28 protein-coding genes and 1 tRNA gene are annotated in these 26,173 nt (G+C 64.2%); 17 read left to right on the top strand and 12 right to left on the bottom strand.

Annotation, left to right across the window (positions count from 1 at the left end; translation table 11 throughout):
- Positions 1 to 91 precede the first annotated feature (91 nt).
- From AAC050_RS03820 to AAC050_RS03810, 3 genes are all read right to left on the bottom strand, one after another.
- Entirely contained in the window at positions 92 to 2,461 is a 2,370-nt protein-coding gene (locus tag AAC050_RS03820) for a TonB-dependent receptor (RefSeq protein WP_339913729.1), read from the bottom strand.
- Positions 2,462 to 2,536: 75 nt separating this feature from the next.
- Positions 2,537 to 3,499: a FecR domain-containing protein gene (locus tag AAC050_RS03815; protein WP_339913728.1), complete on the bottom strand. Its 963-nt coding sequence runs from the start codon at positions 3,497 to 3,499 to the stop codon at positions 2,537 to 2,539.
- A gap of 109 nt (positions 3,500 to 3,608) precedes the next feature.
- Complete coding sequence (locus AAC050_RS03810) at positions 3,609 to 4,274, bottom strand: RNA polymerase sigma factor (RefSeq protein ID WP_339913727.1); 666 nt, start codon at positions 4,272 to 4,274, stop codon at positions 3,609 to 3,611.
- 27 nt (positions 4,275 to 4,301) lie between these two features.
- On the opposite strand from AAC050_RS03810, the gene AAC050_RS03805 reads away from it, so the two are divergent.
- The 13 genes from AAC050_RS03805 (at position 4,302) to AAC050_RS03745 (ending at position 16,284) form a co-directional block, all read left to right on the top strand.
- Positions 4,302 to 4,967 carry an MtnX-like HAD-IB family phosphatase gene (locus AAC050_RS03805; RefSeq protein WP_339913726.1) on the top strand — a complete coding sequence of 222 codons (666 nt, stop codon included), beginning with the start codon at positions 4,302 to 4,304 and terminating at the stop codon, positions 4,965 to 4,967.
- Between the two features lie 15 nt (positions 4,968 to 4,982).
- Positions 4,983 to 6,392 carry an aminotransferase class III-fold pyridoxal phosphate-dependent enzyme gene (locus AAC050_RS03800; protein WP_339913725.1) on the top strand — a complete coding sequence of 470 codons (1,410 nt, stop codon included), beginning with the start codon at positions 4,983 to 4,985 and terminating at the stop codon, positions 6,390 to 6,392.
- Positions 6,377 to 7,318 carry an arginase family protein gene (locus AAC050_RS03795; protein ID WP_339913724.1) on the top strand — a complete coding sequence of 314 codons (942 nt, stop codon included), beginning with the start codon at positions 6,377 to 6,379 and terminating at the stop codon, positions 7,316 to 7,318. The genes AAC050_RS03800 and AAC050_RS03795 overlap by 16 nt, the downstream gene beginning before the upstream one ends.
- Positions 7,315 to 7,680: an EamA family transporter gene (locus AAC050_RS03790; protein WP_339913723.1), complete on the top strand. Its 366-nt coding sequence runs from the start codon at positions 7,315 to 7,317 to the stop codon at positions 7,678 to 7,680. Before AAC050_RS03795 ends, AAC050_RS03790 begins: the two co-directional genes overlap by 4 nt.
- Entirely contained in the window at positions 7,677 to 8,567 is an 891-nt protein-coding gene (locus AAC050_RS03785) for an alpha/beta fold hydrolase (RefSeq protein WP_339913722.1), read from the top strand. The genes AAC050_RS03790 and AAC050_RS03785 overlap by 4 nt, the downstream gene beginning before the upstream one ends.
- Entirely contained in the window at positions 8,560 to 9,672 is a 1,113-nt protein-coding gene (locus tag AAC050_RS03780) for a peptidogalycan biosysnthesis protein (RefSeq protein ID WP_339913721.1), read from the top strand. Before AAC050_RS03785 ends, AAC050_RS03780 begins: the two co-directional genes overlap by 8 nt.
- Complete coding sequence (locus AAC050_RS03775) at positions 9,669 to 10,076, top strand: hypothetical protein (protein ID WP_339913720.1); 408 nt, start codon at positions 9,669 to 9,671, stop codon at positions 10,074 to 10,076. The genes AAC050_RS03780 and AAC050_RS03775 overlap by 4 nt, the downstream gene beginning before the upstream one ends.
- A complete protein-coding gene (locus tag AAC050_RS03770) occupies positions 10,073 to 11,203 on the top strand; it encodes an ABC transporter permease (protein ID WP_339913719.1) in 1,131 nt (376 codons plus the stop codon). The genes AAC050_RS03775 and AAC050_RS03770 overlap by 4 nt, the downstream gene beginning before the upstream one ends.
- Complete coding sequence (locus AAC050_RS03765) at positions 11,200 to 12,081, top strand: efflux RND transporter periplasmic adaptor subunit (protein ID WP_339913718.1); 882 nt, start codon at positions 11,200 to 11,202, stop codon at positions 12,079 to 12,081. The genes AAC050_RS03770 and AAC050_RS03765 overlap by 4 nt, the downstream gene beginning before the upstream one ends.
- A complete protein-coding gene (locus tag AAC050_RS03760) occupies positions 12,078 to 13,403 on the top strand; it encodes a TolC family protein (RefSeq protein ID WP_339913717.1) in 1,326 nt (441 codons plus the stop codon). The genes AAC050_RS03765 and AAC050_RS03760 overlap by 4 nt, the downstream gene beginning before the upstream one ends.
- Positions 13,400 to 14,086, top strand: coding sequence for an ABC transporter ATP-binding protein (locus AAC050_RS03755; RefSeq protein ID WP_339913716.1), 687 nt, complete (start codon positions 13,400 to 13,402; stop codon positions 14,084 to 14,086). Before AAC050_RS03760 ends, AAC050_RS03755 begins: the two co-directional genes overlap by 4 nt.
- Positions 14,087 to 14,179: 93 nt before the next feature.
- Positions 14,180 to 14,914 carry a hypothetical protein gene (locus AAC050_RS03750; RefSeq protein WP_339913715.1) on the top strand — a complete coding sequence of 245 codons (735 nt, stop codon included), beginning with the start codon at positions 14,180 to 14,182 and terminating at the stop codon, positions 14,912 to 14,914.
- 269 nt (positions 14,915 to 15,183) lie between these two features.
- Entirely contained in the window at positions 15,184 to 16,284 is a 1,101-nt protein-coding gene (locus AAC050_RS03745) for a PHP domain-containing protein (RefSeq protein WP_339913714.1), read from the top strand.
- A gap of 331 nt (positions 16,285 to 16,615) precedes the next feature.
- Here AAC050_RS03745 and AAC050_RS03740 read toward each other — a convergent pair.
- A tRNA-Ser gene (locus AAC050_RS03740) sits at positions 16,616 to 16,705 on the bottom strand.
- A gap of 128 nt (positions 16,706 to 16,833) precedes the next feature.
- On the opposite strand from AAC050_RS03740, the gene msrA reads away from it, so the two are divergent.
- On the top strand, positions 16,834 to 17,484 hold the full coding sequence (msrA, locus tag AAC050_RS03735) for a peptide-methionine (S)-S-oxide reductase MsrA (RefSeq protein WP_339913713.1): 651 nt from the start codon (positions 16,834 to 16,836) through the stop codon (positions 17,482 to 17,484).
- 2 nt (positions 17,485 to 17,486) lie between these two features.
- Positions 17,487 to 17,831, top strand: coding sequence for an MmcQ/YjbR family DNA-binding protein (locus AAC050_RS03730; protein WP_339913712.1), 345 nt, complete (start codon positions 17,487 to 17,489; stop codon positions 17,829 to 17,831).
- Here the strand turns inward: AAC050_RS03730 and AAC050_RS03725 are convergent.
- The 8 genes from AAC050_RS03725 to flgF form a co-directional block, all read right to left on the bottom strand.
- On the bottom strand, positions 17,824 to 19,620 hold the full coding sequence (locus AAC050_RS03725) for a DUF885 family protein (protein WP_339913711.1): 1,797 nt from the start codon (positions 19,618 to 19,620) through the stop codon (positions 17,824 to 17,826). The two genes, AAC050_RS03730 and AAC050_RS03725, sit on opposite strands and share 8 nt — an antisense overlap.
- A gap of 81 nt (positions 19,621 to 19,701) precedes the next feature.
- Positions 19,702 to 20,214, bottom strand: a complete 513-nt coding sequence (locus AAC050_RS03720) for a hypothetical protein (protein WP_339913710.1) — start codon at positions 20,212 to 20,214, stop codon at positions 19,702 to 19,704.
- A 14-nt stretch (positions 20,215 to 20,228) separates the two neighbouring features.
- Complete coding sequence (locus AAC050_RS03715; RefSeq protein WP_339913709.1) at positions 20,229 to 20,660, bottom strand: hypothetical protein; 432 nt, start codon at positions 20,658 to 20,660, stop codon at positions 20,229 to 20,231.
- Between the two features lie 33 nt (positions 20,661 to 20,693).
- Positions 20,694 to 21,164, bottom strand: a complete 471-nt coding sequence (locus AAC050_RS03710; RefSeq protein ID WP_339913708.1) for a hypothetical protein — start codon at positions 21,162 to 21,164, stop codon at positions 20,694 to 20,696.
- 149 nt (positions 21,165 to 21,313) lie between these two features.
- Complete coding sequence (gene flgH, locus AAC050_RS03705) at positions 21,314 to 22,039, bottom strand: flagellar basal body L-ring protein FlgH (protein WP_339913707.1); 726 nt, start codon at positions 22,037 to 22,039, stop codon at positions 21,314 to 21,316.
- Positions 22,040 to 22,077: 38 nt separating this feature from the next.
- Positions 22,078 to 22,671, bottom strand: a complete 594-nt coding sequence (locus AAC050_RS03700; protein WP_339913706.1) for a flagella basal body P-ring formation protein FlgA — start codon at positions 22,669 to 22,671, stop codon at positions 22,078 to 22,080.
- Positions 22,672 to 22,675: 4 nt separating this feature from the next.
- Entirely contained in the window at positions 22,676 to 23,464 is a 789-nt protein-coding gene (gene flgG, locus AAC050_RS03695) for a flagellar basal-body rod protein FlgG (protein WP_339913705.1), read from the bottom strand.
- Between the two features lie 13 nt (positions 23,465 to 23,477).
- Entirely contained in the window at positions 23,478 to 24,215 is a 738-nt protein-coding gene (gene flgF / locus AAC050_RS03690; protein ID WP_339913704.1) for a flagellar basal-body rod protein FlgF, read from the bottom strand.
- A 179-nt stretch (positions 24,216 to 24,394) separates the two neighbouring features.
- Between flgF and AAC050_RS03685 the strand changes: the two genes are divergently transcribed.
- Positions 24,395 to 25,099, top strand: coding sequence for a flagellar basal body-associated FliL family protein (locus AAC050_RS03685; RefSeq protein ID WP_339913703.1), 705 nt, complete (start codon positions 24,395 to 24,397; stop codon positions 25,097 to 25,099).
- On the top strand, positions 25,100 to 26,173 hold the full coding sequence (fliM, locus tag AAC050_RS03680) for a flagellar motor switch protein FliM (RefSeq protein ID WP_339913702.1): 1,074 nt from the start codon (positions 25,100 to 25,102) through the stop codon (positions 26,171 to 26,173).

Raw genomic sequence — 26,173 nt, 5'->3', positions numbered from 1 at the left:
ACAGATTTCCAGTGCGAACCAGGCGACCCAGGGTCGTTTCGACAAGCCATTTCAACATACGACACTCCTTGGCCGAAGGGTCGGCCGATGGTCAGCGCCGCAGGTGAAGGGAGAGGCCGATCGTCCGGGGGCGTAATGGAGTGACGACACCACCGTCGATGAGCCGGAAAGGATCGCCGAAGGAAAAGGTGTTGGCGTGGCTGTTCAGCGGGTTGTCGATGAAAGCCAGCAAGGTCCAGCTTTCTCCTTCAAGGCCCGCTGACAGGTTGCCCGTAAGGTAGTCGCCCATACGAAGTTGTTCCGGTGCGTCGAACGTCAGGCTGGAGCGTCCCACATAAACAAGATTGGCATTCGCAGTGGCCTGTAGCCCGCCCGCGAGGCGGTGGCGGTAGGTTGCCGCCAGATTGGCCGAAAAGCCTGGCACGCCCGGCAGGCCGGAATCGCCGCGGGAATCAAAGCCCGGACTCGGTCTGGTGATCTGGGGATCGACGAGAACCGCATTGCTCCGAAGCTCGAACTCTTCGGAGACTTTCCAGTTCGCTTCCACCTCAACGCCCCGGTTGGATCCATCCCCGACATTGACCGCATAGGCCAGGCCGCTCGGCAGGAACTGGTCGCTCTGGATGTCGCTCCAGGTGGCGTGAAATACGGCGATGCGCGCACTTGCGCGTCCGTCCCAAAGGATCGCCTTGGCGCCGATCTCAAAATTCCAGAGCTCGTCCGGGAGATACTCCCGACTTGGGGTTCCGGTCGTCCCGGTGAACGGCTGGCCGATTGGCCCGGCCGTATTGAAACCGCCGGCGCGATACCCCTGGGAGGCCTGAGCGTAGAGATTCAGCCCATCCGTGGCGCGGTAGGCCAGCGCCAGTTTCGGCGATAGTCCTGTCGCCGTGTCGCTCCCGGTGAACCCGCGTCTATCCAGACCCTGGACGACCTCGGACGTCGTGTCGTAGTCGAAGCTGAACCAGCGGACGCCTGCAATGGCGGTGAGGCGGTCGGTCAGGTCGTACGACACCTCGCCGAACACCGCCGTTTCGTTGAGCGTATCGGTCCGATCTTCCCGATAGACGCTGGCGATCCCCGGATGAAGAACGGACAGCGCCGTCGCGCCTGTCGTTGAGCTGGTGGAGAAGAACCCGCCGGCAAGCCATCGCAGTCGGCCGGACTGGAGCGAGGCGTAGGTGAGCTCTCCCACGAGAAGGTCGACTGCCTTGCTCTCGTCCAGTGCGCCGGTGTCGCCGACGGCTCCGAACGCAGGCAGGGCAGCGGTCGCATCGAACCGGCTGTCATATTGATGGGCGACCTCGGCGACAGAGGCCACGACGCGGCCCCACCGGCCCTGACCCTCGAGCGTGATGTAGGATTCCTGGAAATCATTGTCGTGCGGTTCTTGAACCCGATTGGCGCGCTTCAGGGGACCGAGCGCGCGGGTTCCGTAGTGGGTGTCGTCGGTATTGATCGATTGTAGGACCAGGCCGCCCGTAAGCTGCCAGTCGGGGGTGATCTGGGCCGAGAGCGCCAGACGCGCACCGTCACGCGCACCCCCGTTTACATTGCGAAGCTGCAGCCCCGGATCATCGATATAGCCGCTGAAGGTCTCCGTGTAGACCGTAGCGCGCGCAGCGATCCTTCCGCCAGGTAGGGGCAGGTTTCCCGTCGCCGAATAGTCACTGCCTGCCCCGCCGGATTCCGTGACGGATTGCGTCGTCGAAATGTCCAGGGTCGGAGCGTCAAAGGCGGGGCGCCGGGTCACGATCCGCACAACTCCGCCGATCGGACCTGTTCCATAGAGCGTGCCCTGGGGGCCGCGCAGGACTTCGACCCGGTCCACATCCAGCAGCTTCAGGTCAGGATTCGGGGCGTTGTAGGTGATCGGCACAAAGTCGAGGTACAGCGCCACGGTCGACTGCGTGAGGCCGGTGAAGGCGCCGTCAGACATGCCGCGCAGGAAGACCTTGTTGCGACCTGGACCCAGGTTGGTGACGGTCATGCCCGCGACAACGGTCGAGAGATCGGTGATGTCGTCGATACGTGCCGTTTCTAGCTGAAGTCCGGAAAGGCCGCTCATGGCGGATGGAGCGCGCTGAGGGAACTCGGGCCGGCGCGTGGCCGTCACCACGATATCGCTGACCTGGGAAACGATATCAGTCTGAATGGCTGTTGGTGCGGCCGTCGGTGCCGGTCGGGGTCGTGCCTGGCGCAGTCTGCGGATAGTGACCGATCCGTCCCGCTCGACCACGTGGTCGCAGCCGGAGCCCGCCAGCAAGCGGGTCAGCGCCACCTCGACAGACATACGGCCGCTGATCGCGGGGCTGTAGCCACTGCACCTCGGCAGATCTCCGCCCATCGACAGACGCGCCTGGAGCGCGAGGTCGAGAAGCGCATCCGATCGCGGCTGGGCGGCGATCCTCAGCGTCAGTTGCGTCGATGGCGTTTGAGCCTGGACGGGCGAGAGGCTCAATCCCAGCCAGACCGCTGCCAGCGCGCACGCACCCAGGGAGCCACCCCGTCTCGAAGGGTCGCGTAGCCCCCGCAACTAGCTGCCGGCTCGCGCGGACAGTCGGATTCCATCCGTTGACCGGTTCACGGTTACCGGAAGGTAGTCGCCGAGCTTGCCGAGCATCGCCTGTTCGTCGCCGATCTGAAGCGAGCCCGTGAAGCGGATCGCGCGGGCGGACGGGTCGACCACGACGGGGGTGGCCAGATAGCGGGACAGATCGGCGGCAACATCGCCGATCGGACGGTCCCGATACACCAGTACCCCCTCGCGCCAGGAGAAGGCCTGACCCGGTTCGATCCGGGAAACGTCGACCGGCCCTGACCGCGTTTGGTCCAGTTGCAGGCCCGCCTTGAGACGGACGGGCGCGGAAAGCCCTGGCGCGGTCACGGAGACAACGCCTCGCGCGACGCTGACGCGAAATTGGTCGCCATGGCGCAGCACATTGAAAGCGGTTCCGAGCACCCGCACGGACCGATCCCCCGCCTTGACCGAAAAGGGCCTGGACGGGTCGTGGTTCACGTCGAAAGCGACCTCGCCTCGCTCGATCGTCGCGGAGCGCTGTTTACGACCCAGGCGGACACTCAGGTCGGTGTCGCGGTTCAGATAGACATGAGAACCGTCGGCGAGGTCAACGGTCATCGGGGCAGTCGTCGCGTGGTAGGTTTGGGTCACGCCGGTGCCGGTCAGGTGGGGCCATAACCCGACCGTGACCACCATGGCTGCAGCAATGCCAAGCCCGCTTATCAGCCACGTCCTTCTTGGCGGACGTCGCGTCGTCACAAGCTCACCGAGCGGCGAGGATTTGTCATTGGCAGGTTCAAGCTGGACGTCAGTCAGATCGACGGCGGCCCAAGTCTGCTCGAGCAGATTGTAGGCCCGGCGATGCTCGTCGTCAGCCTCCTGCCAGTCAACAAATGCCAACCAGTCTTCCTCGGTCGCTTCGGCATCCTGCAGTCGGACGAACCACTGCAGTGCCTTTTCCTTGATCTGCGGTCTCATCGTCATGTCTTCCCAACGTCGGGCGTCTCGCGACGTCCTTTGACGACATAACGACACCGTGCAGCCATCGCCTTTCGTGTTTTTGGGGTATGCGGCAAAAAAGAGACGCTCATGGTTCCATCTTTTCGGCCAGAGCGCGCAGCGCGTCCATCATGTGTTTTTCGACGGAGCTTCGCGAAATGTCCAACCGCTTGGCCACGTCTGCGTGGCTGACGCCCTCGAACTTGTGCAGGCGGAAGATGGTCCGGGTGCGCTGGGGCAGGGTGGCTATGATCCGTTGGAGTTGGTTCAGACGATCACGGTCGAGGAGAACCGCCTCGGGCGACGGCGCGTCGTCGACGTCTTCTGCAACGCCGGGCGTGCGGGTGGTCATCCGCCAGGCACTGTCTCGCGCTCTGGACCTCTGCCAGGCGCGCCAACGGTCCACCAGGAGATTGGAGGCAAGGCGATAGAGATACGCGCGGGGACTCTGGATGTCCGCATGGCCGGGGTCATGTCCCGCGACCTTCAGGTATAGTTCCTGAAGGAGATCTTCGACGTCGGCTTCACTGCCCATGCGGGCGCGGAAGAACCGGCTCATGGCTTCGCGCTGGTCGAGATAGGTTTCCAGCAGGCCCGGCGGGCGCTCGACAATTTGATCGTTGGGTCCTGAATTCGACACGCGTCGTACTGTCCCCGCCGACGAAGATGCGCCGTTCCAGTGAAGTCCTTTCATGCCGTCTGGATATTTTTGAGGCAAGGCATTGCAGGCGTCGTCCTTCCAATCAGACCGCATGGACGCGGTTCATTGCGAGGTCACCGAATGCGCATTTTCTGCGATTTCGACGGAACGATCAGCCGAAGCGATACCACTGATTTTGTTTTGTCCTCCCTGGCGGACCCCGCCTGGCAAGATGTTGAGGCCGAGTGGGTGGCGGGCAAGATCAGCGCCGCCGAATGCATGCGACGCCAGATCGCCATGATCAACGGTACTGACGCCGAGCTCGATGCCGTTCTGGATCAGGTAGAGATCGACCCCGGCTTCGTGGACTTCGTGGCCTGGGCCGAAGCCAATGCCATCTCCGTCACTATTCTCAGCGATGGCGTCGATTATTTTATCGGTCGGCTACTGGCCCGGATGGGATTGTCGCGGGTTCCTGTCGTCTCAAACCGACTGGCCGGTGAGCCAGGTCGCCGCGAGCTGGACCAGCCATGGGTGCGTTACGGCTGCGCAGGCGGCACGGGCGTCTGCAAATGTGTTGCTGCCGGTGCCGTGCCGTTTCGCCCCGAAGACATCGTCTTCATCGGTGACGGGACGTCTGACTTCTGCGTGTCGCGACGTGTCGACATCCTTTTCGCCAAGGACCGCCTCGCGACCTACGCCAGGGCAAGGGGGCGCCGCTTCCATCCCTTCGACAGTTTCACCGATGTCACGATGATCCTGGCCGCGCTCGTCGATGCCCAATCGCTCCAGCAAGCCATTCTCTAGAGCCGGACCCCAATCATGTACGACACCCTGACCCCCGCCTCGGTTCTTCCGGTTCTTGACGAGGCAGAACTCCGTCGCCTGGAGGCGGAATACTGTTCGCACGGCGATACCGTCCACTACATGGCCGATCCCAAATTCTTCGAAACCTGCGAGGGATCCTACATGTTTGATGCCGAGGGACGCCGCTTCCTCGATTTGCAGATGTGGTACTCGGCCGTCAATTTCGGCTACCGCAACCCGCGTCTGAATGCGGTCGCCCATCGGCAGTTGGACCGCCTGCCCCAGGTCGCATCCCAGTATTTGCACCGGGAGAAGGTCGAACTGGCGGCGATGATCGCCCAGGACGCCGAACGGAAATTCGGGCGCAAGGGGCGCGTACATTTCAACGTCGGCGGTGCCCAGGCCGTCGAGGATTCGCTCAAGCTGGTCCGCAATGCGAGCGGCGGAAAACAGCTGATGTTCGCGTTCGAGGGCGGCTATCACGGACGCACGCTCGGGGCCTCCGCAATCACCTCATCCTATCGTTATCGACGCCGCTTCGGCCACTTTGGTGACCGGGCCCAGTTTATAGAATTTCCCTATCATTTCCGCGGGCCCAAGGGGATGAGCAAGGAGGAATACGGCCACGCCTGTGTCCAGAAATTCGCTCGCCTGTTTGAGACGGAATACAACGGCGTGCTTGACACCAAGACTGGTCAGGCAGAGTTCGCCGCCTTCTATGTCGAGCCGATCCAGGGGACGGGCGGCTATGTCATACCGCCGCCGAACTTCTTCACCGAGTTGAAGAAGGTGCTCGATCAGCACGGCATTCTGCTGGTTGTCGACGAAATCCAGATGGGGATGTTCCGCACAGGAAAGTTGTGGGCGATCGAGCATTTTGGAGTCCAGCCGGACGTTCTGGTGTTTGGAAAGGCCCTGACGAACGGCCTGAACCCCCTGTCAGGCGTGTGGGCCCGCGAAGAGCTTATCAGCCCGGAGATGTTCCCGCCGGGATCGACCCACTCGACGTTCAACTCCAATCCGATGGGAACCGCCGTGGCGCTCGAGGCCCTGAAAATGGTCTCCGAAGTCGACTATGGCGCGGCCGTCATGGCCAAAGGGGCCTATTTCCTTGAGGGGCTCCGCGAGCTTCAGACGCGCTGGCCACAGATCGGCGACGTGGATGGACTCGGGCTCGCCCTGCGGTGCGAGATCTGCGAGGCCGACGGCTTCACGCCCAACAAGAAGCTGCTCGACCTCATGGCCGACGAAGGCATGAAGGCCGACCTCAAGGCCGGGAGCGGAACCTTCGGGCTGATCCTTGACGTGGGTGGCTACTACAAGAACGTCATCACGCTGGCACCATCGCTGGAAATCACCTTCGAGGAGATCGATCTGGCGATCGAGTTGCTCGACATCCTGCTGCGCCGATGCACGGCGATCTGAAGCGGCGCGTGCGTCCGATCCTTTTACATCTCGACGACGCCCTGATCGGTCAGGCGACGCTGACCTCCCGGATCGGTGCGGGCGCGGGTCAAACGCTGGACTGTCGCGATCTGGGGCCGGCGATCCGGTTGTGGAGCCGGCCAGACCCGCTACTGGCCCTTGAGGCGCGCCTCAGGAAGGCGTTGCCCAATGACGGTCAACCGGTGCTTACCTTCAGCGGCTCGGGTGACTTCCATCATGTCACACCCTCATTGCTTCGGCATGCGTGTGAGGCCGCGGGCAATCCAGCTGTAACGGTGGTTCATTTCGACAATCATCCCGATTGGGTAAGGTTTGAAAACGGCTTGCATTGCGGCTCCTGGGTGGGAGCCGCGGCGCGCATCCCGTGTGTCGAGAAGGTGATTACGGTCGGCGTGTGCAGCCCGGATATCGACGTGCCGGGGACGGACGCGGCGGATGCGGCCCTGATACATGATGGTCTGCTGGAGATGTATGCCTACCGGGCCCCTCAAGGCGGCGCACTGGATCTGTTCGGTCGGCGTTGGCCAACGATTGAAACCCTTGGAAAGTCGGCCTTCGCCTCGCTTCTCTATGAACGGATCCAGACCGACGCCGTCTATGTGACCGTCGATAAGGACGTTCTGAAACCCAGCGACGCCGCGACCAACTGGGATCAGGGCGAGATCGGCCTGGACTACCTCAAGACGCTGATCGGCGTGGTCGCGAGCGGCCGCCGGCTGATCGGTGCGGACGTGACCGGAGACTGGTCGCGTCCGCGTTACGGCGGCAAGGGATTCGACGGCTTGATGAAGCGGGGCGAAGCCCTGCTGGATCAACCCTGGGCGTCACCGTCGCCGGGCGCGAAGCGACTCAATGAGGCGGTGAACATTGCCCTACTCGACTGCTTCGAGCGGGTGGTCCAGTGAGCCCGCTTAGCTGGTCCGCTTTCGGACTGATCGGACTGTGCATCTCCGCGGAGATCGCGCACGAACTGACCTTCAAGCTCGCGGCGAACCGGGCAGCCGGGCGCGAAAACTACGCGATGGCTCTCGTCCGTGAGCCTTGGTTGTGGGCCGGAATCGTTTTGTGGGTGGCGCAGACGGCGATCTGGATCGTGGTCCTGCAGTCCGTTCCGCTCGTCGTCGCCTTCCCGCTGATGACGCTGTCCTACGCGGGGGTCCCGGCGGCAGGTGCCCTGCTGCTCAAGGAGCGGATGACGTTCGAACAGGCGGTGGGGGCCGTGCTGATCCTTGCAGGCGTCATGTGCGTCGGCCTGTCCGCCGCATGACCGACCTTCCCTCCACATTGAAAGGCCTTCCGATGTCGCGCGAGGATGGCCGGGGGATTCCCGATCGAAGTTTTTCAGTATCGCACGACAGCGGAAAAGGCGTCTTGCTGTTGCATGGCATGACCGGCGCTCCGGGAGAGATGAGACCTCTGGCCAAGCGCCTGCGTCGCCGGGGTTTTTCCTGCTTCTGCCCTCAGCTGGCGGGACACGGTGGCACGGAAGCCGATCTGCTGCGCACCGACTGGCGGGCCTGGCTCGACAGTGTCCGGATCGCCCATGAAGCGTTCGCCAGGGAGGTCGACGAGGTTCATGTCGCGGGCATCTGCGCCGGTGGGGCCCTGGCGTTGCTGTTGGCAGCAGAAACACCGGCGATCCGCAGCGTAGCCGCCTATTCGATGACCTTTGAGTACGACGGCTGGAACATGCCGCGATGGGCCATGGGCGCTCCGGTGATTCAACTGGTCGCCAACCTGCCGGGCCTGCGCCGTATCGCCATTAATGAGCCTTCGCCTTTCGGGCTCAAGGATGAACGGCTGAGAGCACTGGCCGCCAGTTCGACCGGAGGGCTGATAGACGGCGCGATCGACACCATGCCCCTGGGGGCCCTTTATCAGCTCTACCGTCTGGGGCGCCGGGTCGAGGTTGTCGGGCCTACCATCACAACACCAACTTTGATTCTGCACGCCCGCGAAGACGACATGAGCAGCCCCGGGAACGCGCACCGTCTGCAAGCCTGCCTCGCGGGCTCTACCGAGCTGACTTTTCTGAATGACAGCTTCCACATGATTCATGTGGATCGGGAGCGCGACCTGGTCGCGGAACTGTCGGCCGGCTTTTTCGCCCGCCACGGAACCAGAGTGTCTGCGCTGGAAGCCGCCCATGCCTGAAGCGCGCGTCGTCACTTCGATTGCCGATATCGGTCGCGAGTCGTGGGACCGTCTTTTTCCGGATGAAGTCGAATCCTTCGCCTATCTGCGAGCGGTCGAGACCGCGGGCCTCGACGCGTTCGATTGGCGCTATGTGGTCGTCGAGGATGCCGGACGGCTGCTGGCGGCAGTGCCGATGTTCCTGACAACCTATGCACTTGATACGACTTTGGGAGACGTGGGGCGGCGGATGATCGCGGGCGTTCGCCGTGTGTTTCCCAATATGTTGATCCTGCCTCTGGCCTGCCTTGGCTCGCCCTGCACTGAGATGCTGCCGTTGGGATTCTCCCCCGAGGCCGGTCCGGGCCGACAGCCCGCGCTGCTGCGGCTGATACTGGACGCCTTTGAGGCCGAGGCGGCACGGGGCGGGGCGCACCTGATGGGCGTCAAGGACGTACCGACCCACCAGGCACCTTTGTGGAATGCGGTCGCTGGCGCGCGAGGATATCGCGGCATCGCCGGTTTGCCCGTCGCCAGCCTCGACATCGCCTTCCACACGCTTGAGGCCTATCTGGCGACCCTGTCGCCGGGAACGCGCAAGGATATGCGTCGCAAGCTTCGCAACCGCGCGAAGGTGCGACTGGAATGGCGGCATGACCTCAATGGAGTGCTCGACCAGACAATGGCGCTGTACCGCCAGACCCGTGACCGCGCCGACATGCAGTTCGAAGACCTGACGCCGGACTATTTTTCTGGCGTGTCCACGGCAATGGGAGAACGGGCCGTTTATGGCCTGTACTGGTCCGGCAACGACTTGCTGGCCGTGAATATGCTGCTGCGCGGCGACGACATCCTGACGGACAAATTCTTCGTCATGGACGGCGACCGCGGGCGAGCTTTGGATCTATATTTTCTTAGTTGGTTCAACAATATAGACTATTGTCTTGAGGTGAGCCTCGCGCGTTATCAGAGCGGGGCGGCCGCCTATGACATCAAGCTGCGGCTGGGCAGCACCCTGATCGGCACCAGCCTGTATTTCCGGCATCGCAATCGCCTGATGAACCGCGGGCTGAACCTGGTGGCTCCCCTGTTCGCGGCGGACCCCACGCTGAGGCCGGCGGCATGACGATCTGGAGCCGGGATACTGAACAGGGAACGGTCAGTCGCCGTCTGTCGCTCGTTGCTTTGTGTCTGGGTCTGCCCCTGCTGGGCCTTGGCTATCAGGTGGCATCCAAATTCACCGCACTGGCGCTTCAGGGCATGCCGTTCGGCGTGGACTGGCTGATAGCCGCCCTGAGTCAGCCATGGGGCCCACTGCTACTGGTCATCGAAGTTCTCAGCATGGCGACGTGGATGATCGTCCTTGCCGAGATCAAGCTGAGCGCGGCCTTTCCGATGCTGGCCCTGGGGTATCTTCTGGTCATGGTCGCGGGCTGGACCCTTTTCCACGAACCGATTGGTGGATTGCAGGTCCTGGGGGGGCTCACCGTCCTCGCTGGAGTCTGGCTGATCGGGCGGGATCGCCCATGATGTCGCTGGGGCTCAAGAGCCTGATCCATGACTGGCGCCGGTTTTCGCCGGCTGTGGTCGCCGTCGCCTTTTCCGGTCTTCTGGTCCTTCTGCAGGCGGCACTGATCCTGGGCATATTCTCGCTGTCCAGCCTGTATGTGACCCGCTCGTCAGCGGATCTGTGGATCGGATATCCCGGGGTTCAGAGCGTCGATCTGGGGCGACCCATCAGTGATCAGGCCGAAATGTCGGCGTGGATGCAGCCCGGCGTGCGCCAGGTCGAACCCTTTCTGTGGGGTTCGGGCGAGTGGCGTACCGAAAGCCAGGGCATGGTCAACGTCTATATCGTCGGTGTTTCGCTCGACCCCGGTGCACTGGCGCTGGCGACGACTCTGACTCCGGAGCAGCGGGCCAGCCTGGCCGAACCAGGGGCCGTCCTGATCGATGACGGCGACATCCACAAGCTGGGTGTGCGTCTGGGGGACATGGTCGAGATCAACGGTCGGCGGGTCCGCGTGGCCGGGCTGACCCACGGTCTGCGCGGTCTGGGGGGCGTCAATGTCATCGCCTCCCTGCCCACGACCCGAAGCCTCGATCCGGCGGCGGGACCTGAGGGCATGGTCGCCTATGTCCTGGCCAGGTTTGACTCGTCCGCGGCCGCGACCACCGCGGCGCGCCGACTCAACAGGATTGGACAGAGCAGCGGCTTCGAGGCGCTTGACGCCGGAGCCTTTGCTGACAGGACGACCCGCTATTGGTTGTCGGAATCCGGTGCCGGCGTGGCCTTTCTGTTCGGCAGTATTGTTGCTCTCGCCGTTGCCGTCATCATCACCAGCCAGACTTTGACCGCCGCTGTCGTGGGCTCGATCAAGGAGTACGCCGCACTGCGGGCGCTCGGGTTTTCGATGGGGTCTCTCAGAGTCATCGTGCTGGAGCAGAGCGCCTGGGTCGGCGTCGCAGGCCTTGCGGCGGCCGGAGTGTTGACCGTTCTCCTGGCGTTCGTCGCCCGGGCCCAGGGTGTGCCGATCATTCTGTCCCTGCCCATGATGGTCGCGGCCGGGATCCTCATCATTCTTGTGGCCCTCGGGTCCGGCGCCTGGGCGCTGCGACGCGTGGCCTTGGCCGACCCTGCGAGCCTGCTGCTATGAAACCTCACATTCCTCTCCTGATCGCCGTTCTGATCTCGCTCGCCGCCTGCGATGGTCCGGACCGGGCATCCGCCGCGACTGAACATGACGGTCCTCCGCCGATCGCAGTGGGACGGGGCACCATTGATGCGGACCCGGGCCTGATCTCCATCGCGGCCCCGACTGACGGGATCATCCGGACCGTCGATCTGAAAGAGGGCGATGAGGTCGCGGCGGGCGCGGTCGTGGCTCGACTCGACGACCGTCTGGCACGACTGACCCTTGACGCTTCGGGGGCTGACATCGCTGAGGCGGATGCCCGGGCCACGAGTGCCGCTGTCCGGTTCGCCGGGGCCGAGGCAGACGCAGCCCGTCTGCAGAGACTCGCCTCGGCCGATGCCGGCACGCAGCAAGAGGCGGACCAGTCCCTGCAGGCCTCCCGAGAGGCTCGTGCCGGACTGGCCATTGCTCGACGCTCGGCCGCTGCGGCTCGGGCGCACCGTCGTCTCGATGCCTATGCAGTCGATGCTCGCAGGCTGACGGCACCGGTCGCCGGACGGGTGATCCGACGATCTGTTTCCAACGGTACATGGGTCGCGGCCGGTACACCGTTGTTTCTGCTGGAGCCGGACGGCGCTCGGATCGTGCGGGCTGAACTGGATGAGGCTTTTGCCGACCGGTTGCATCCAGGCATGACGGCCACGGTCAGCCTGGAGGCCAATCCGTCGAGATCCTTTCCCGCCCGGATCGAGCGGGTGGCGGCGATGTACGGGCCGTCGACCATCCCCGGTGACCCAACCGCACCGACTGACACCCGCAGTCTCGAGATCGTCCTCAGCCTGCAGGGGGGTGACGCCCTTCGTCTCGGCCAGCGGGTCCTCGTGCGGATTGCACCATGAGCAAGTCATTTGTCTGTGCGATGATGGTTGTGATGCTGGCGCTCGGAGCCTGTGCCGGGGTGCCCCAGACAGAGCGGCCCACGGCCCTTTCTCTGGTGCCCACAGCCCCCACGTCGTGGCGCGAGGATTTTGACGATCCCGAGTTGCGCGCCCTGTTGCGCAGGGCCGACCTGACCAATCTCGACATAAAGTCTGCCCTGGCGCGTCTGGAACGCGCTGAAGCCGACGCCGCCCTCGCGCGCTCCGGTCGGTCAATCCAGATCGATACCGGCCTTTCCGGTGTGACCGGCGGGGAAACCTTCGGTCGGAGTCGGGTCGGCGCTTCGCCGACCCTGGAGGCGAGCTATGAGGTCGACCTGTGGGGCCGGCTCAAGCAGGAGATTGCGTCCGCGGACAGCGAGACGGCTGCCAACGCGATCGAAGTCGAAGCAGCCCGACACCTAGTCGCGGCCAGGACGGTGACGGCCTATGTGGATTTTCGCTATGCGCAACAGGCAGAGGCCTCGGCCAGGAGAAGGTCCGGGTTCATCGGAAGTCGTCGTGACCTGATCCGTATACGGGCGGGTGCGGGATCCGCCAGTGAAGACGATGTCCTTGAGGCCGGTGCCATGGTCGCAGACGCCGCTGCCGCCGAGCAGGCCGCATCGGTTGAAGCCATTGTTCAACGATTGCGACTTCAGGCCCTGCTGGGCGGTGTGGCCGACCTTGAAATTTCCCCCGGTAATCTTCCTGAGGTTGTTACCGTTCCGGGCGAGACCGTGGCCTCTGACGACGTAGACGCCCGACCAGAGGTACGGGCCGCCTTTGCTCGACTCCAGGCCGCGGATTCCCATCGCGCTGCAGCGATTGCGGCAACCCGACCCGGGTTCAGGATTGTCGCCGCCCTGGGAACGCCCGACGCCGCCTTCGCCGCCCTGCTGGACGTCCGTGCCCTGGCCTGGGCGGCGGCGGCCAGCCTGACTCATGCCGTGGTAGACGGAGGAGCCAATCGGGCTCGCGTCGCCCAGGCGTCGGCCGACGCAGACCTGGCTGAACTGGCCTGGCGCAAGGCCGTGGTAGACGGTTGGCTCGATCTGCAGAGCACCGTGCAACACGATGCCGCTGCATCGGCGGAGCTGGCGCTGGCCCGGCGACATTTTGACGGGGCGCAGACTCGTTTTCGTCTGGCCGAGCGACGTCACCATGAGGGGGTTATCGATGGTGTCGCGATGGCGACTGCTCGTGTCGCGCTCGAGGATGCCGGATTGGCGGTTGCCCAGGCCCAGGCCCAGCTTCTGCGGCAGCGGGTGTTGTTGAGCCTGGCGCGGGGAGGGGCGGCATGAAGCGTGATCCCGTCCTCACGGCGCGCGGCATCGGAAAAACCTACGTCACGGGCGGCGGTCCTGTGACCGCGCTTTTCCCGACAGACTTCAGTGTCGAGCGAGGAGAGTTCGTCATGGTTTCGGGGCCGTCGGGCTCGGGAAAGTCGACCTTGCTGGCGATCGCCTCCGGACTGTTGACGCCGGATGGAGGCCAGGTCGAGGTTCTCGGGCAGGATTTGACCGGTCTCAGTCGTCACCAGGGCGACGCCCTGAGGCTGGCCTCGTTCGGTTTCATCTTTCAGGGGTTTCATCTCATTCCGGCTCTGACGGCGATGGAGCAGGTGAGCATCGTTCTGCGTCGGCAGGGTCTGAAGCGCCGACTGGCCGATACCCGGGCCTCCAGTGTTCTGGAAGATGTGGGGCTCGGTCATCGCCTGAAGAACCGGCCGGACTCGCTTTCGGGTGGGGAACGCCAACGCGTCGCCATCGCCCGGGCGCTGGCGAAACGACCCCGGTTGATTTTCGCCGATGAACCGACCTCGGCCCTGGACTCCAGCAATGGACGGCAGATCGCCGAGATGCTCAGGGCGACGGCTCTGGATGAGGGTACGGGTGTGGTCTGCGTCAGTCACGATCCCCGCCTGGAGGCCTATGCCGACAGGGTTGTGCGCATGGAGGATGGCCGGATCCGGATGGAGGCCTGAGTCACGAAACTGCCTCCTGCCCGCCTCGATTTGAGGTGGTGGCCTGGCGGTGCCGTTTATCCAACGACACCCCCTGTTTCAAAAGGCTCCGGAATGACATTAGCTCACGCCCCCGTCGGCGCACACCGCGTCGCACTCTTCGCCCTGGCGGGTTTGACCCTGTTTTCGGCGACGGCTTGTCAGAAGACAAACCCGGCTCCGCCTGCCGAGCCGACCGTCGCCGTTCCAGGAGCCGCTGCGTCCACATCCGGTGCCCCGGTCGCAGCCCCCCTCGCGGCGTCGGAGTATTTCGAGACCCTGACGGAACAGGCTGCGACCGCGACGCCGGGCCAGCTGGATACCATGATCGCGCAGGCGAAGGTCGCAGCGGCCCGTGACAGTCATCTGCTGCAGTCCCGCCCCGCTGGCGAACTGGCTCTGTATCTCCAGGTGATAGAACGGGCCCGGGGCTCGATGGCACGCGCCGATCTGGCGATTGCATCGATCGAAGCCTTCCGCCTGTTCGTTTCCGCCGGTGATGGGACAGCGGTCGTGCCCGTTCAGGTCAGTCTTCTGGACTATGCCGGATTCCGGTATGCCGTTGATGTCTCGGCCACGCCCATCCGGTGGGACGACGCCGTTGTTGCCGCAGACTATGCCGCAGCACGGTGGGCTGAGATCGAACCCCGGATTTCGGATGTCGGGCTAAGGGGTCGGTTTGGAGCCTCCGTTGTCGGTCTGAAGACTGCCGTTCACGCCCATGACAGTGCGGATGCGGGTCGCAGGGCAAAGGCAGAACTCGATCTGGTCGACGAGCTCGAGACCTATTTCGCCACCAGCGCGAAATGAATGCATCGACAGCTGTGTGCCGTAACTCGCGTTCTGTCCGGTTGACGAAGGGCCCGGGGCTCGGTGTGGGGAGGGCGGACGCAACACCCAACGCCCCCTGGTCAAATCCGCGCCGGCGGAACGGGGACTCCGCGTCGTCGCCCGGGTCGCCTGGCGCACACAAGGTACAGTCCGAACATCCGCTGAGAACGCGCGTTTTGGTCGGTCTTGTGCTGTGCATTCTCCTGACCGCAGGGCTGGCGCATTTGACCCGGGCTCAGGCGGTCAGCTTGCCGCTCCCGGCTATCCCCCCGGAAGATCATTATGACTATGCCGGTCTGATCCATCTGCACAGCGACTATTCGGACGACGCTTCGGCGTCCTATGAATCTCTGGCACAGGCTGCGGCAGAGCAGGACATTCGCTTCCTGATCGTCACCGACCACAGTACGCTTGAACCGATCACGGCAGGCGAGGAAGGCTGGCGCGATGGCGTGCTTGTTCTCGCCGGTGCAGAAAATTCACAGCCCGAAGGCCACCTGCTGGAGATGAATGTCCCCGCCAGGGCCAAGGCCGGCCGTGAGACCACGGGTGCCTTGCTGGACACGGTAGCCCACGAGGGGGCACTGGCCCTGATTGCCCATCCGGCGCACCGCAAATGGGGCTGGCGGGGGCCGATCGACGACCGGGTCGGCGGTATGGAGATCCTCGATCTGGCGGATCAGTTCTATGCGGCACCCCTGTCGTCGAAATTGACGGCGATCGCCCTGCTGCCCTTCAACCGGATGAAAGCCTATCTCGAACTGGGGTCTGACAACGCACCGACGCTCAGAATTTGGGACACGATGACGCAACGCCGTCGCTTCGTCGGCGTCTATGCGCCGGACATTCACCAGTCGATCGAACTGTGGGCCGACAAACGGTGGGCCTTTCCGCCTGCCGCCGAGATCATGCGTATCGCGCGGAATCATATCGTTTCCGACGTGCCGATGTCTGGCGATTTCGAAACCGACAAGGCTCTGGTTTATCGGGCCGTCGGCGACGGCCATCTGTACGTTTCTCTTGACGTTCTCGGTGACGCGACCGGATTCATGTTCACGGGAACCCGCGGTGAAACCAGGGTCGTTATGGGCGATGAGTTCATCGCCGGTTCTGGCACAACCTATTCTGTGACCTTGCCCAGCACGGCTGCGGCCCTGCACGCAGTCACCCGGGTCCTGCGCAATGGTGTCGTCGTCGCGACCAGTCGGCCGGGAGCCCCGACCTACGCCTACCGGGACGATCGTCCGGGCGTTTATCGCGTTGAGAGCGTCGTCATGGTTCCGACAGCCTTTGGTGCTGATCGGGAGGTCACCTGGATCTATTCCAACCCGATTTATGGTCGTTCCTAGTTCAGTGAGAGGCACCAGGCGCTGAGTTGAGGCAGACGTTTCGCGGCGGCCCGCTTATGCGCAACAGGCGGGGAGGGCGAACGCCGGTTCCTGATTCCAAGCGAAAGTATCAGCGCCGCCCCCGGTGGTGATGGCGGGCTGGGGCACTGTCCGCACGGAAAGCGGAAACCCGTCGATCTGGGAACGTCGCGTCTGCGGACCCAAGGTGATGTCCGCACTTGGCGCCAGGTCGCCACAGCATTTCCACTCCACCTCAGGAGGTGGGACTCTTGTTGGCACCAAAGACCAATTTCAACTACACTGTTGAATTATAAACATAATTGTGAGGCCGTGGCGGACAGAGAGGGATTCGAACCCTCGGTACGCTTTCACGTACACACGCTTTCCAAGCGTGCGCGATCGACCACTCCGCCACCTGTCCGTTCCACGCCTGGGCGAGGCCGCCGGGGGTCGTCCCGGCGGAGGCGAGGCTGATAGACCACCATGCCCCCCTCGGCAAGCCAGTTTGCCGTCCCTATATGGACAGCGACCGTTCAATGGAGTTCCGAGATGTCGATCCGCGACGCCGCCGCCCTGCCTGACGCCGCCAACGCCCTGCCGGGACGGGACACGCCACTGCCGACCGACGCGGTCCATTTCGTCAACGGCCGGCCGTTGCAGGGGCCGCATCCCGACGGATTTGAGACCGCCGTCCTCGGCATGGGCTGTTTCTGGGGCGTTGAACGGATCTTCTGGTCGTTGCCCGGCGTCTGGGTCACCTCGGTCGGCTATTCCGGCGGGATCACGCCAAATCCGACCTATGAGGAGACCTGCACCGGACGCACCGGCCATGCCGAGGTGGTGCAGGTGGTGTTTGATCCGGCGGAGATCAGCTTCGCCAAATTGCTGAAGGCCTTCTGGGAAAACCACGACCCGACCCAGGGCATGCGTCAGGGCAATGACGTGGGCACCACCTACCGTTCGGCCATCTATACCCTGAATGACCGACAGAGGGCCGAGGCCGAGGCCTCGCGCGACGCCTATCAGGCGGCGCTGACGGCGGCCGGGGAGGGGACCATCACCACTGAGGTCGCCCCGGCCGGGCCGTACTATTTCGCCGAAGCCTATCACCAGGCCTATCTGGCCAAGAATCCCGACGGCTATTGCGGCATCGGCGGCACCGGCGTGGTCTGCCCGATCGGCGTTGGTGTGGGGGCCTGAGCATGGACCGGGCGGAAGTCGGCAGAGTTTGCCTGGCCCTGCCGGCGGTGACGCTGGATCATCCGTTCGGGCATGACCACGACACCTACAAGGTCGGCGGCAGGATGTTTGCCATGGCCGGTGACGCCGGCCGGGTGTCGTTCAAGGTCTCGGACATCGCCTATGAAGTGCTGACCGGGACCGGGCGCGCGCAGCCGGCTCCCTATCTGGCGCGGGCCAGATGGGTGAATCTGGATGACTCCGGCGACTGGGACGATGCGGAACTGATCGGGCATCTGCAGACGGCCCACGCCCTGATCGTGGCGAAGCTGACGCGCAAGGCGCGGGCCGAACTGGGCCTTACCTGACGGCCTGTCCGGCGATCCAGGCGTCCATGCGGGCGTCCAGCAGGTCCAGCGGCAGCGGGCCGTCGACCAGCAGGGCATCGTGGAAGGCGCGGATGTCGAACCGGTCGCCCAGCGCCGCTTCGGCGCGGGCACGAACGGCGCGCAGGCGGATCTCGCCGATCTTGTAGGCCGTGGCCTGACCGGGCCAGCCGATGTAGCGCTGCAGTTCGGTCTCGATGTTGAGCGGGGCCAGGGCGGAGTTGTCGCGGAAACAGGCGCGGGCCTGCTCGGTGGTCCAGCCCATCCAGTGCAGGCCGGTGTCGGCCACCAGCCGGCAGGCGCGCCACATCTCGTAGCTGAGGCGGCCGAACCGCTCATAGGGGGTGCGGTAGAAGCCCATCTCCTCGCCGAGGAATTCCGAATACAGGCCCCAGCCCTCGACGAAGGCGGTGACGTCGGCTCCGCGCCGGAAATAGGGTTGGTCCTCGGCCTCCTGCTGCAGGGCGATCTGCAGGTGGTGGCCGGGCACAGCCTCATGCAGGGTCAGGGCCGGTAGCTCGTACAGCGGGCGCTGGTCGAGGTGTGAGGTGTTGACCATATAGCCGCCGGCGATCCCGGACTTCATCGAGCCGCCGTTGTAGCGACCGGTGGTGTAGCTGTCCTCGATGGCGCGGGGCACGGGGCGCACGCCATAGGTCAGGCGCGGCAGGGTGCCGAACAGGCCGGGCAGGTGGTCGTCGGCGCGCTTGGCCATCTCCGATGCCTTCTCCAGCAGGTCTTCGCGCGAGGTGGCGTAGAACTGCGGGTCGCTGCGCAGGAAGGCGAGGAAACCGGCGAAATCGCCGGTCCAGCCGGCGGCGCGCATCTCGGTGTCCATGCGCGCGCGGATGCGGGCGACTTCCTCGACGCCGATCTGGTGGACCTGGTCCGGCGTCAGGTCGGTGGTGGTGTAGCCGCGCACGAAATAGGCATAGAGCTCGCGACCGCCGGGGCGATGGACCAGGCCCGGTGCGGTCGGGGCCGCAGGCAGGGCCTCGTCGGTCAGGAAGGCCAGCCAGGCGCGGCGGCGCGGCATGATGTCGTCAGCGACGATGGCCCGGGCCTGTTGCCGCAGGGCCGCCTGCCGCTCGGCCGGAATCGATGCGGGAAGGTCGGCGAACGGCTTGAGCAGCGGGTCAGTGTCGGGCGACAGGTTGACGTCTGTGCGGGCCAGATTGAGCGCACTTGCCACGACCGATGCCGGCTGGACCATACCGGTCGAAACCCCGCGCCGGGCATTGGCCAGGGTGTCGTCGAAGAGTCTGGCCGTTCCGTCCAGGCGGGCCAGCCAGGCCTCGGCGTCGGCCAGGGTGGAAATCCGGGTGACCGTGGCGAAATAGGCGACACTCTGGCTGATCCCTCCTTCCGAATTGAAGGCCAGTCGCGAGGTGTCGAGGGCGATGCCGTCGAGCTCGCGGTGGATCAGAAGGCTGACAAAGGCCTGGTTACGGGCGTCGTTGCTGTTCAGCGTTTCAGGAGCGATGGCGTCGAGCCGGGCCAACAGGGACTGCAGCGGCTGCCGACGGGCCAGCTCACCGGCGCGCGACAGGTCGGGGAGGCGCGAAAGGGCCGGCCGGTCGCCGTCGAGCCCGGAGGTGACCGGATCATTGGCGCGCAGATAGGCTTCATAGTCGGCCAGGATGGGGGCCAGTCGTGCGTCAATCGCTTCGGCCTGGACAGCGACGACGGGCGTGTCCCGGGCGTATGACGGAAGGGGTCCGGCCAGCCCTGCCAGAAGAACCGCAGCCGCGATCATCGTTGGTCGTGTCATGTCAGGATCCCCGTTGCAGGTCTGACTGCACCGGAGCGGGCCTGCTACGTCAAGGCGTGAGTCCGGACCCGGGCTTCTGTTCTAGCCGCAGAAGGCGAAAAACCGCTCGATGGTTTCACGGGAACCGCGCTGGGCGGCGTAGGCGTGGCGGTCTCCATCCTGCCAGTGCGCCAGCCAGCCGACGCTGCGGAAACGCTGGAATACGGGGGCACCGGTATTTGCATGGGCCGTCAGAAAGACGCCGTCATGCAGCTCGGAGGTTTCGGATTCCGCGGGGTAGCGCCCTGTTTCGCCGTCGGATTCGATATGGATTTCCGGCCTGGCCCGGGCGGCTCCGGTCGCGCTGAGCTCGAGACGTCCGGATCCGCGGCGGCAGTCCATGCCCAGCCTCAGATCGTCGCTGTCGCGCAGTCCATAGGCCAGCCGGGCTTCGCTGCCATCCAGGTGCAGGAACCAGTCATAGCCAGGCACGGGTGCCGGAGTGGCAGTCGAGGCCGGGGACGAGGACGTGTCTGTCGATGAGGTGGGCAGCGTGGCACAGGCGGATATCGCCAGTGACAGGCCGCTGATCATCAGCAGAGCGGGGGTCCGCATGTCAGTTATCCGATTCATTCCGCGCAGAGCTCGGCAAAGCGGCGTAATTTGGCCAGGTGGGGGCGTTGAACCTCTATGAGCCGCTGTTCTTCGCCGATCCTGACGGAGAGACGGCCGTCGGCGGCGAAGGCCGCGAAAACAGGATGGTCCGTGCGCAGCGCGAGGCGCAGACCGGAGCCCCTGATCCGTTCGACCTGGGCCATGGTCGTGGCCGACCCGGCAGCTACGCGGGCAAAACCCGAGGTCGGGACAGCCTGATAGAGGGACAGTCTGACAATACTGGTTCCGGGATCACATTCGAATGTTGATCTCAGTCGGGCGGTATCGGGGACCTCATTGGCCAGGACCAGCGGAGAGTCATCGTAGAGCGTCCAGGTCCAGGCCGTCGCCGGTGGTTGGCCGACCTGCAACAGCAGCGCCAAGGTGATACCCAACAAACCGCTCATGCATCAGCCCCCCAGCCGTCGGAACAGAAATGGTCAGACCCGGGCCGAACTGCAATAGGCGAAGAAACCGGCGACGACCTGACGTTCAGATCTGCTGGCCGAAATCCGGAACCTGCCGCTGTCGCCTTCGACATTCAGAACGCCGCGTCGGGCCAGATCCTGCAGGGCAGGGTCGCGCAAGGCAATGTGGGTGTCGGGGGCCCCTTCACCGCTGAGCGGGTCGATCTCGGTCAGGCTGGTGGCGGTTGGCACGAGACCGGCACCGACAGGCTTCAGATCCCCGTATACCGTGGCACTGCTTTGGCCGGGCTCACAGGTAAGCATCAGCGCCAGATGGTCGGAATTGGCCACGCCATACGCCAATTTGGCCGTCTGGCCTTCCTGACTCCGCAGCCATTCCATTGCGGCCGGTTCGGTCAGCGAATTGTCGACAGGCGTTCTGGTCTGGGCACCGAATGCGACCAGACCGAGGGCGGCGACAGCAGGGACAAGGATTCTGTACATTGGATACTCGCGTCTGAGGGTCAAACGCGGATCACCGTTAACGGTTCACGGCACAGCTTGTTGAGAGCGGGAGGCTTCCGCTGCTGTGGTCGAATTGACGCGGTGTCACCTGACCCCGCCGACCCAGGGCCTGCGGGGCGGCGCAGACATCAGAACGGGCTGAAGCGCTCGAGCAGTGACTGGGCCGCAGGTGTGGCCTGGACGCGACTGATGTCGCCACGTCCGCCGTAGCTGATGCGGGCCTCGGCGATCTGGGTGTGGTCGATGGTATTGGCCGAGGAGATGTCCTCGGGCCGCACGATACCGGCCACGGTCAGTTCGCGGACCTCGCGGTTGGTACGCACTTCCTGCCTACCTTGAATCACCATGTTTCCGTTAGCCAGCACCTCGGTGACCACCGCCGCGATGGTCAGGGAGACTTTTTCGGAACGGCTGACAGAACCGGTGCCGTTCGCCGTCGACGATCCGCCCATGCCCACCATGTTCGCGGGGTCGAAGCCGCCGGGGAAGGCCCGGCCGATGCTGTTTTCAAGACCAAACAGATTGGAGACCCCGCCGGAAATATTGTTGGAACGGCTCCGGTCGGTGGTGTTCTGGGTCTGGGCGCGATCATCGATGTTGATGGTCACGGTCAGGATGTCACCGATCCGCCGGGCGCGCTGGTCCCCGAAGAAGGTGCGGGCACCTGTCCGCCACAGGCTATTGGAGCTGGCCGCCTGACGGGCCTGGGGCGGCGGCATATAGGCTTGTTGCACCGGGATCAGGGCGGCGGGATATCCAATCGGAGCCAGTTCGGGACCCCGAACGGCCTCCATGGCGGTCGAGCAGGCCCCCAGGGAAAGGACGGCGAGGGAGATGACCACGGTATTACGCATGAACCTGATTCTTTCGACTGGCCCTGACGGGCGACGACCTACTGGAGACTGGCGCGGGCCTGAACGGCGGCCGGGCCAGCGATAGCCTGACCGGGACTGACGGCCAGGGCGTCAATGGTCCGGCCGGACTGGAGATTGAGTACGGATACCGGTTCGCCTGCCGCGGCATTGGCCGTGGCCCGCCCGCTGATCGTCAACTTTACCGCACCGACGATGTAGACGACCTGGACGATATCGTTGCGGGAGATGACCCGTTCGCTCCGTGCGGCATAGGTCGGTGCGGCGGTCCGGGTGAAGCTGTTGTCTGACGGGCCGGTGACGGGTGCCGGGGCGGAGGGAGCCATTGCGGCGTTGCGGATGACCACACGACGCAGACCGCGCGGGTTGTCCCAGTCCAGCCCCGATTGCCGGGCCAGACTCTGCAACTGCCCGGCCTCCATCACGACGGACGGACCGCTGCGGTAGGCGACGATGACGGATGAGGCACTGCCCGCGCCGTCGAAAATATCGCCGAATGTAACCTGTCCGTCGGCGTCGACCGGACTGGCCTTCAACGTGACCGGTCCGGCCAGGGCGGGAGCCGCGATCATGAGGGTCAGGGCCAGTGTGACTGTGCCAGTGATCAATCGCATGGTCCTAGCCCTTCGCCTGGGCTGCCACCGACAGCATCTGATCGGCGGTGGAAATGACCTTGGAATTCATTTCATAGGCGCGCTGGGCGATGATCAGGGCGCTGATCTCGGACACCGCGTCGACATTGGAGGACTCGGTGAAGCCGTGCAGTAGCTGTCCGAAACCAGCGTCACCCGGTGCCCCGGTGGTCGCCGGTCCCGAAGCCGCCGTCTCCAGCAGCAGGTTGTCGCCGATGGCCTCGAGGCCGGCCTCGTTGAAGAAGGTGGCGATCTCGAGCTGACCCACCGTTTGAGGTTGGGGCGACCCTTGGGTGATGACCTGAACCAGGCCTGACTTCGAGATGACCACGTCAACGGCGTCCTGGGGAATGGAGATGGCCGGTTGGACCGCATAGCCGTCGTCGGTGACCAGTTGGCCTTCGCCGTTGAGCGAGAAATTACCGGCCCGGGTGAAGGCGGTCTCACCGGACGGCAGGTTGATCTGGAAATACCCCCGGCCGTCGATGGCGACATCGAAGCGGCCACCGGTCTGGGTCGGCGTGCCCTGTTCGACGATGCGGTAGACGCTGCCCGCCTTCACGCCGGCACCGATCTGGATGCCGGTGGGAACCACGGTTCCCTGCGATGAGGACTGGGCCCCCATACGTTCGACGTTCTGGTAGAGCAGGTCCTGAAATTCGGCTCGCTGCCGCTTGAACCCGATCGTGTTCATGTTGGCGATGTTGTTGGAGATCACCTCCACGTTCAGGGCCTGTGCGGCCATTCCGGAGGCTGCGGTTCTGAGGGCTTGCATGGTTCAATCTTTCCTAGCTGACCCGCCCGAGGCGCTCGACGGCGCGCTTGGACAGTTCGGTGGTCTGTTCGATCATCCGCGTGATGCTTTCGTAGGCGCGGCTGACCTCGATCAGATTGGTGATTTCCAGGATCGAGTTGACGTTCGAGCCTTCCAGCATCCCCTGGCGGATCTGGGCGTCGGTCGCATCGACGGCGACAGCATTGGAGGCGTTGCGGTACAGACCGTCTCCGCTTTTTTCGATCGCTCCGAGAGCATCGAAGCGGACCACACTCAGTTTTCCGGCGGGCCGGCCGTTCTGGCTGATGGTGCCGTCGGCGGCCACGGCGATTTCACCCAGGGCCGGGTTGAGCATGATCTCGCCGCCGTCGCCAAGGACCGGCACCCCGCCCTGGGTAGTCAGACGACCCTCGGGGTCCAGGGTGAAGGCACCGTCGCGGGTGTAGGCTTCGCCTGATCCATCCTTCAGCTTGAAGAAGGTTCCTTCCCCCTCGATGGCGAAGTCGAGCGGCCGGCTGGTTTGTCTCAACGGCCCCTGGCCGAAATTGCGGCCGACACCGTTGTCGAGCACGAAGCTGACGCCGGGCCGGACGTTGTCGTTACGGGCCCGCGCACCGATCTCTTCACCGACGAGCAGCTGCTCGACCTTGAAGCCGGTTGTGTCGGCATTGGCGATGTTGTTGGCCACGATGTCGAGTTCGCGGCGTAGCGTCATCTGCCTGGACAGTCCGATGTAGGTGGCGTTTTCCACGTGGGGCGTGCTCCTTCGCATCATTCCACGCAACGGTCGTGCCAGAATGGTTAACCCAGTCGTGGTGGGCATTATTGCGGTTTGGACCCCCGCGGCACCCGGCAGGATTTGCCGGTTCTAAACGTCCCGTTAACCAAAAGGGCCGCTACTGCAGGGAGAGATTCTCCGGGGCGTCGCGAATGCTGAAATTTGGCAAGAAGAAGGGCAACAAGGCCCCGAAAGCAGATGACGAGGAGACTCCGCCCGCCGCGGATGCAGCCAAGGACGCCAAGGGCGCTAAAGACGCCGAAGGCACCGAGGGTGAGGGCGAAGGCGAGGACGGAGACGCGCCCAAGAAAAAGAAGCTGCCGCTGTTGTTCATCATCATCCCCGTAGCGCTTCTGGTGCTGGGCGGCGGTGGCGGCGCAGCCTTTTTCCTGATGAAGCCCAAGCCGGCCGAGGCCGCTGCGGACGAGCATGGTGCCGCGCCCAAGGGGGGGCATGAAAAGGCGGCCAAGAAGAAGGAGGGGGGCGGTCACGGCGCGCCTGCCGGCGGCGAGGACAATCCGGCCCTGGGCACGATCAGCGAGGGCCCGGACGGTGTCACCTTCTACACCCTGCCGGATATGGTCGTGAACATACAGGCTCCTGATGGGCGTCCCACGTTCCTGAAGCTCAAGCTGACCCTGGAAATGGCCGATGCCGATCTGGCTTCGCACCTGCAGAGTGAATCTCCGCGAATGCAGGACATGTTCCAGAGCTTCCTGCGCGAGCTGCGCCCAGAGGATCTGGCCGGGTCGGCCGGCACATTCCAGCTTCGTGCCGAGTTGCTCCGTCGGGTGAATCTGGTGGCCGCGCCGGGCAAGGTTGATGCGGTGCTGATCGAAGAAATGCTGGTCCAGTAGATGACAGACACAGCCACGGCAGTAGATCCGGACGATCCTTTCGGCGGTATCGAGGGTGACCTGGGCGGCAATAGTGCCGAGGGCACGTCCGAACGGGTTCTGAACCAGGACGAGATCGACAATCTGCTCGGTTTTGACCTCGGGGATGACGACGGGGCCGAACGGTCAGGCATTCGCGCCATCATCAATTCGGCGCTGGTCAGCTATGAGCGGCTGCCGATGCTGGAAATCGTTTTCGATCGCCTTGTGCGATTGATGACGACGTCGCTACGCAATTTCACCTCGGACAACGTCGAGGTGACACTCGACAACATTTCCTCGATCCGCTTCGGCGACTATCTGAATTCCATCCCTCTGCCCGCGATTCTTGCGGTGTTCAGGGCCGAGGAGCTGGACAATTATGGTCTGCTGACGGTCGATTCCAACCTGATCTACTCAATCGTTGACGTGCTGCTGGGCGGCCGTCGCGGCACGGCGGCCCTGCGCATCGAGGGGCGACCCTACACCACGATCGAGCGGGTGCTGGTGCAGCGGATGGTCGAGGTGGTTCTGGCCGACGCCCGGGCGGCTTTCGAGCCGCTGACGCCTGTGAATTTCGTGCTCGACAGACTTGAGACCAACCCGCGTTTCGCTGCGATCGCGCGACCGGCCAATGCGGCGATCCTGGTCAAGCTGAGAATCGACATGGAAGACCGGGGCGGGCGGGTCGAGCTGCTGCTGCCCTATGCGACGCTTGAGCCGATCCGCAAGATGCTGCTGCAGCAGTTCATGGGTGAGAAATTCGGACGGGACAATATCTGGGAAGGCCACCTGGCTACCGAGCTGTGGACGACCGAAACCGAAGTCCGGGCCGTACTCGACGAACAGCAGGTGCCGCTGTCACGCGTACTGGAACTGAAGGTTGGGGATACACTGATGCTCAACTCGACTCCGGATTCCGACATTTCGATCCGCTGCGGCTCCATTCCCGTCACGACCGGCAAGATGGGTCGCAAGGGTCAGCATATCGCCGTGCGGGTTGGGAGCCCGATCAATATTGAAGCCGCAACAAGCCTGACCCGGGGAAAGCGCTGA

It is taken from the genome of uncultured Brevundimonas sp., assembly GCF_963974615.1.
Classification (GTDB): Bacteria; Pseudomonadota; Alphaproteobacteria; order Caulobacterales; family Caulobacteraceae; genus Brevundimonas.
This window is presented reverse-complemented; position numbering and strand designations above follow the sequence as displayed.

What these genes read in the sequence shown, in the direction of transcription:
- AAC050_RS03815 (WP_339913728.1), bottom strand. Translation starts at nt 3,499, where the DNA reads ATGAGACCGCAGATCAAGGAAAAGGCACTGCAGTGGTTCGTCCGACTG.
- AAC050_RS03810 (WP_339913727.1), bottom strand. Translation starts at nt 4,274, where the DNA reads ATGCGGTCTGATTGGAAGGACGACGCCTGCAATGCCTTGCCTCAAAAA.
- AAC050_RS03805 (WP_339913726.1), top strand. Translation starts at nt 4,302, where the DNA reads ATGCGCATTTTCTGCGATTTCGACGGAACGATCAGCCGAAGCGATACC.
- AAC050_RS03800 (WP_339913725.1), top strand. Translation starts at nt 4,983, where the DNA reads ATGTACGACACCCTGACCCCCGCCTCGGTTCTTCCGGTTCTTGACGAG.
- AAC050_RS03795 (WP_339913724.1), top strand. Translation starts at nt 6,377, where the DNA reads ATGCACGGCGATCTGAAGCGGCGCGTGCGTCCGATCCTTTTACATCTC.
- AAC050_RS03785 (WP_339913722.1), top strand. Translation starts at nt 7,677, where the DNA reads ATGACCGACCTTCCCTCCACATTGAAAGGCCTTCCGATGTCGCGCGAG.
- AAC050_RS03780 (WP_339913721.1), top strand. Translation starts at nt 8,560, where the DNA reads ATGCCTGAAGCGCGCGTCGTCACTTCGATTGCCGATATCGGTCGCGAG.
- AAC050_RS03775 (WP_339913720.1), top strand. Translation starts at nt 9,669, where the DNA reads ATGACGATCTGGAGCCGGGATACTGAACAGGGAACGGTCAGTCGCCGT.
- AAC050_RS03770 (WP_339913719.1), top strand. Translation starts at nt 10,073, where the DNA reads ATGATGTCGCTGGGGCTCAAGAGCCTGATCCATGACTGGCGCCGGTTT.
- AAC050_RS03765 (WP_339913718.1), top strand. Translation starts at nt 11,200, where the DNA reads ATGAAACCTCACATTCCTCTCCTGATCGCCGTTCTGATCTCGCTCGCC.
- AAC050_RS03760 (WP_339913717.1), top strand. Translation starts at nt 12,078, where the DNA reads ATGAGCAAGTCATTTGTCTGTGCGATGATGGTTGTGATGCTGGCGCTC.
- AAC050_RS03755 (WP_339913716.1), top strand. Translation starts at nt 13,400, where the DNA reads ATGAAGCGTGATCCCGTCCTCACGGCGCGCGGCATCGGAAAAACCTAC.
- AAC050_RS03750 (WP_339913715.1), top strand. Translation starts at nt 14,180, where the DNA reads ATGACATTAGCTCACGCCCCCGTCGGCGCACACCGCGTCGCACTCTTC.
- msrA (WP_339913713.1), top strand. Translation starts at nt 16,834, where the DNA reads ATGTCGATCCGCGACGCCGCCGCCCTGCCTGACGCCGCCAACGCCCTG.
- AAC050_RS03730 (WP_339913712.1), top strand. Translation starts at nt 17,487, where the DNA reads ATGGACCGGGCGGAAGTCGGCAGAGTTTGCCTGGCCCTGCCGGCGGTG.
- AAC050_RS03725 (WP_339913711.1), bottom strand. Translation starts at nt 19,620, where the DNA reads ATGACACGACCAACGATGATCGCGGCTGCGGTTCTTCTGGCAGGGCTG.
- AAC050_RS03720 (WP_339913710.1), bottom strand. Translation starts at nt 20,214, where the DNA reads ATGCGGACCCCCGCTCTGCTGATGATCAGCGGCCTGTCACTGGCGATA.
- AAC050_RS03715 (WP_339913709.1), bottom strand. Translation starts at nt 20,660, where the DNA reads ATGAGCGGTTTGTTGGGTATCACCTTGGCGCTGCTGTTGCAGGTCGGC.
- AAC050_RS03710 (WP_339913708.1), bottom strand. Translation starts at nt 21,164, where the DNA reads ATGTACAGAATCCTTGTCCCTGCTGTCGCCGCCCTCGGTCTGGTCGCA.
- flgH (WP_339913707.1), bottom strand. Translation starts at nt 22,039, where the DNA reads ATGCGTAATACCGTGGTCATCTCCCTCGCCGTCCTTTCCCTGGGGGCC.
- AAC050_RS03700 (WP_339913706.1), bottom strand. Translation starts at nt 22,671, where the DNA reads ATGCGATTGATCACTGGCACAGTCACACTGGCCCTGACCCTCATGATC.
- flgG (WP_339913705.1), bottom strand. Translation starts at nt 23,464, where the DNA reads ATGCAAGCCCTCAGAACCGCAGCCTCCGGAATGGCCGCACAGGCCCTG.
- AAC050_RS03685 (WP_339913703.1), top strand. Translation starts at nt 24,395, where the DNA reads ATGCTGAAATTTGGCAAGAAGAAGGGCAACAAGGCCCCGAAAGCAGAT.
- fliM (WP_339913702.1), top strand. Translation starts at nt 25,100, where the DNA reads ATGACAGACACAGCCACGGCAGTAGATCCGGACGATCCTTTCGGCGGT.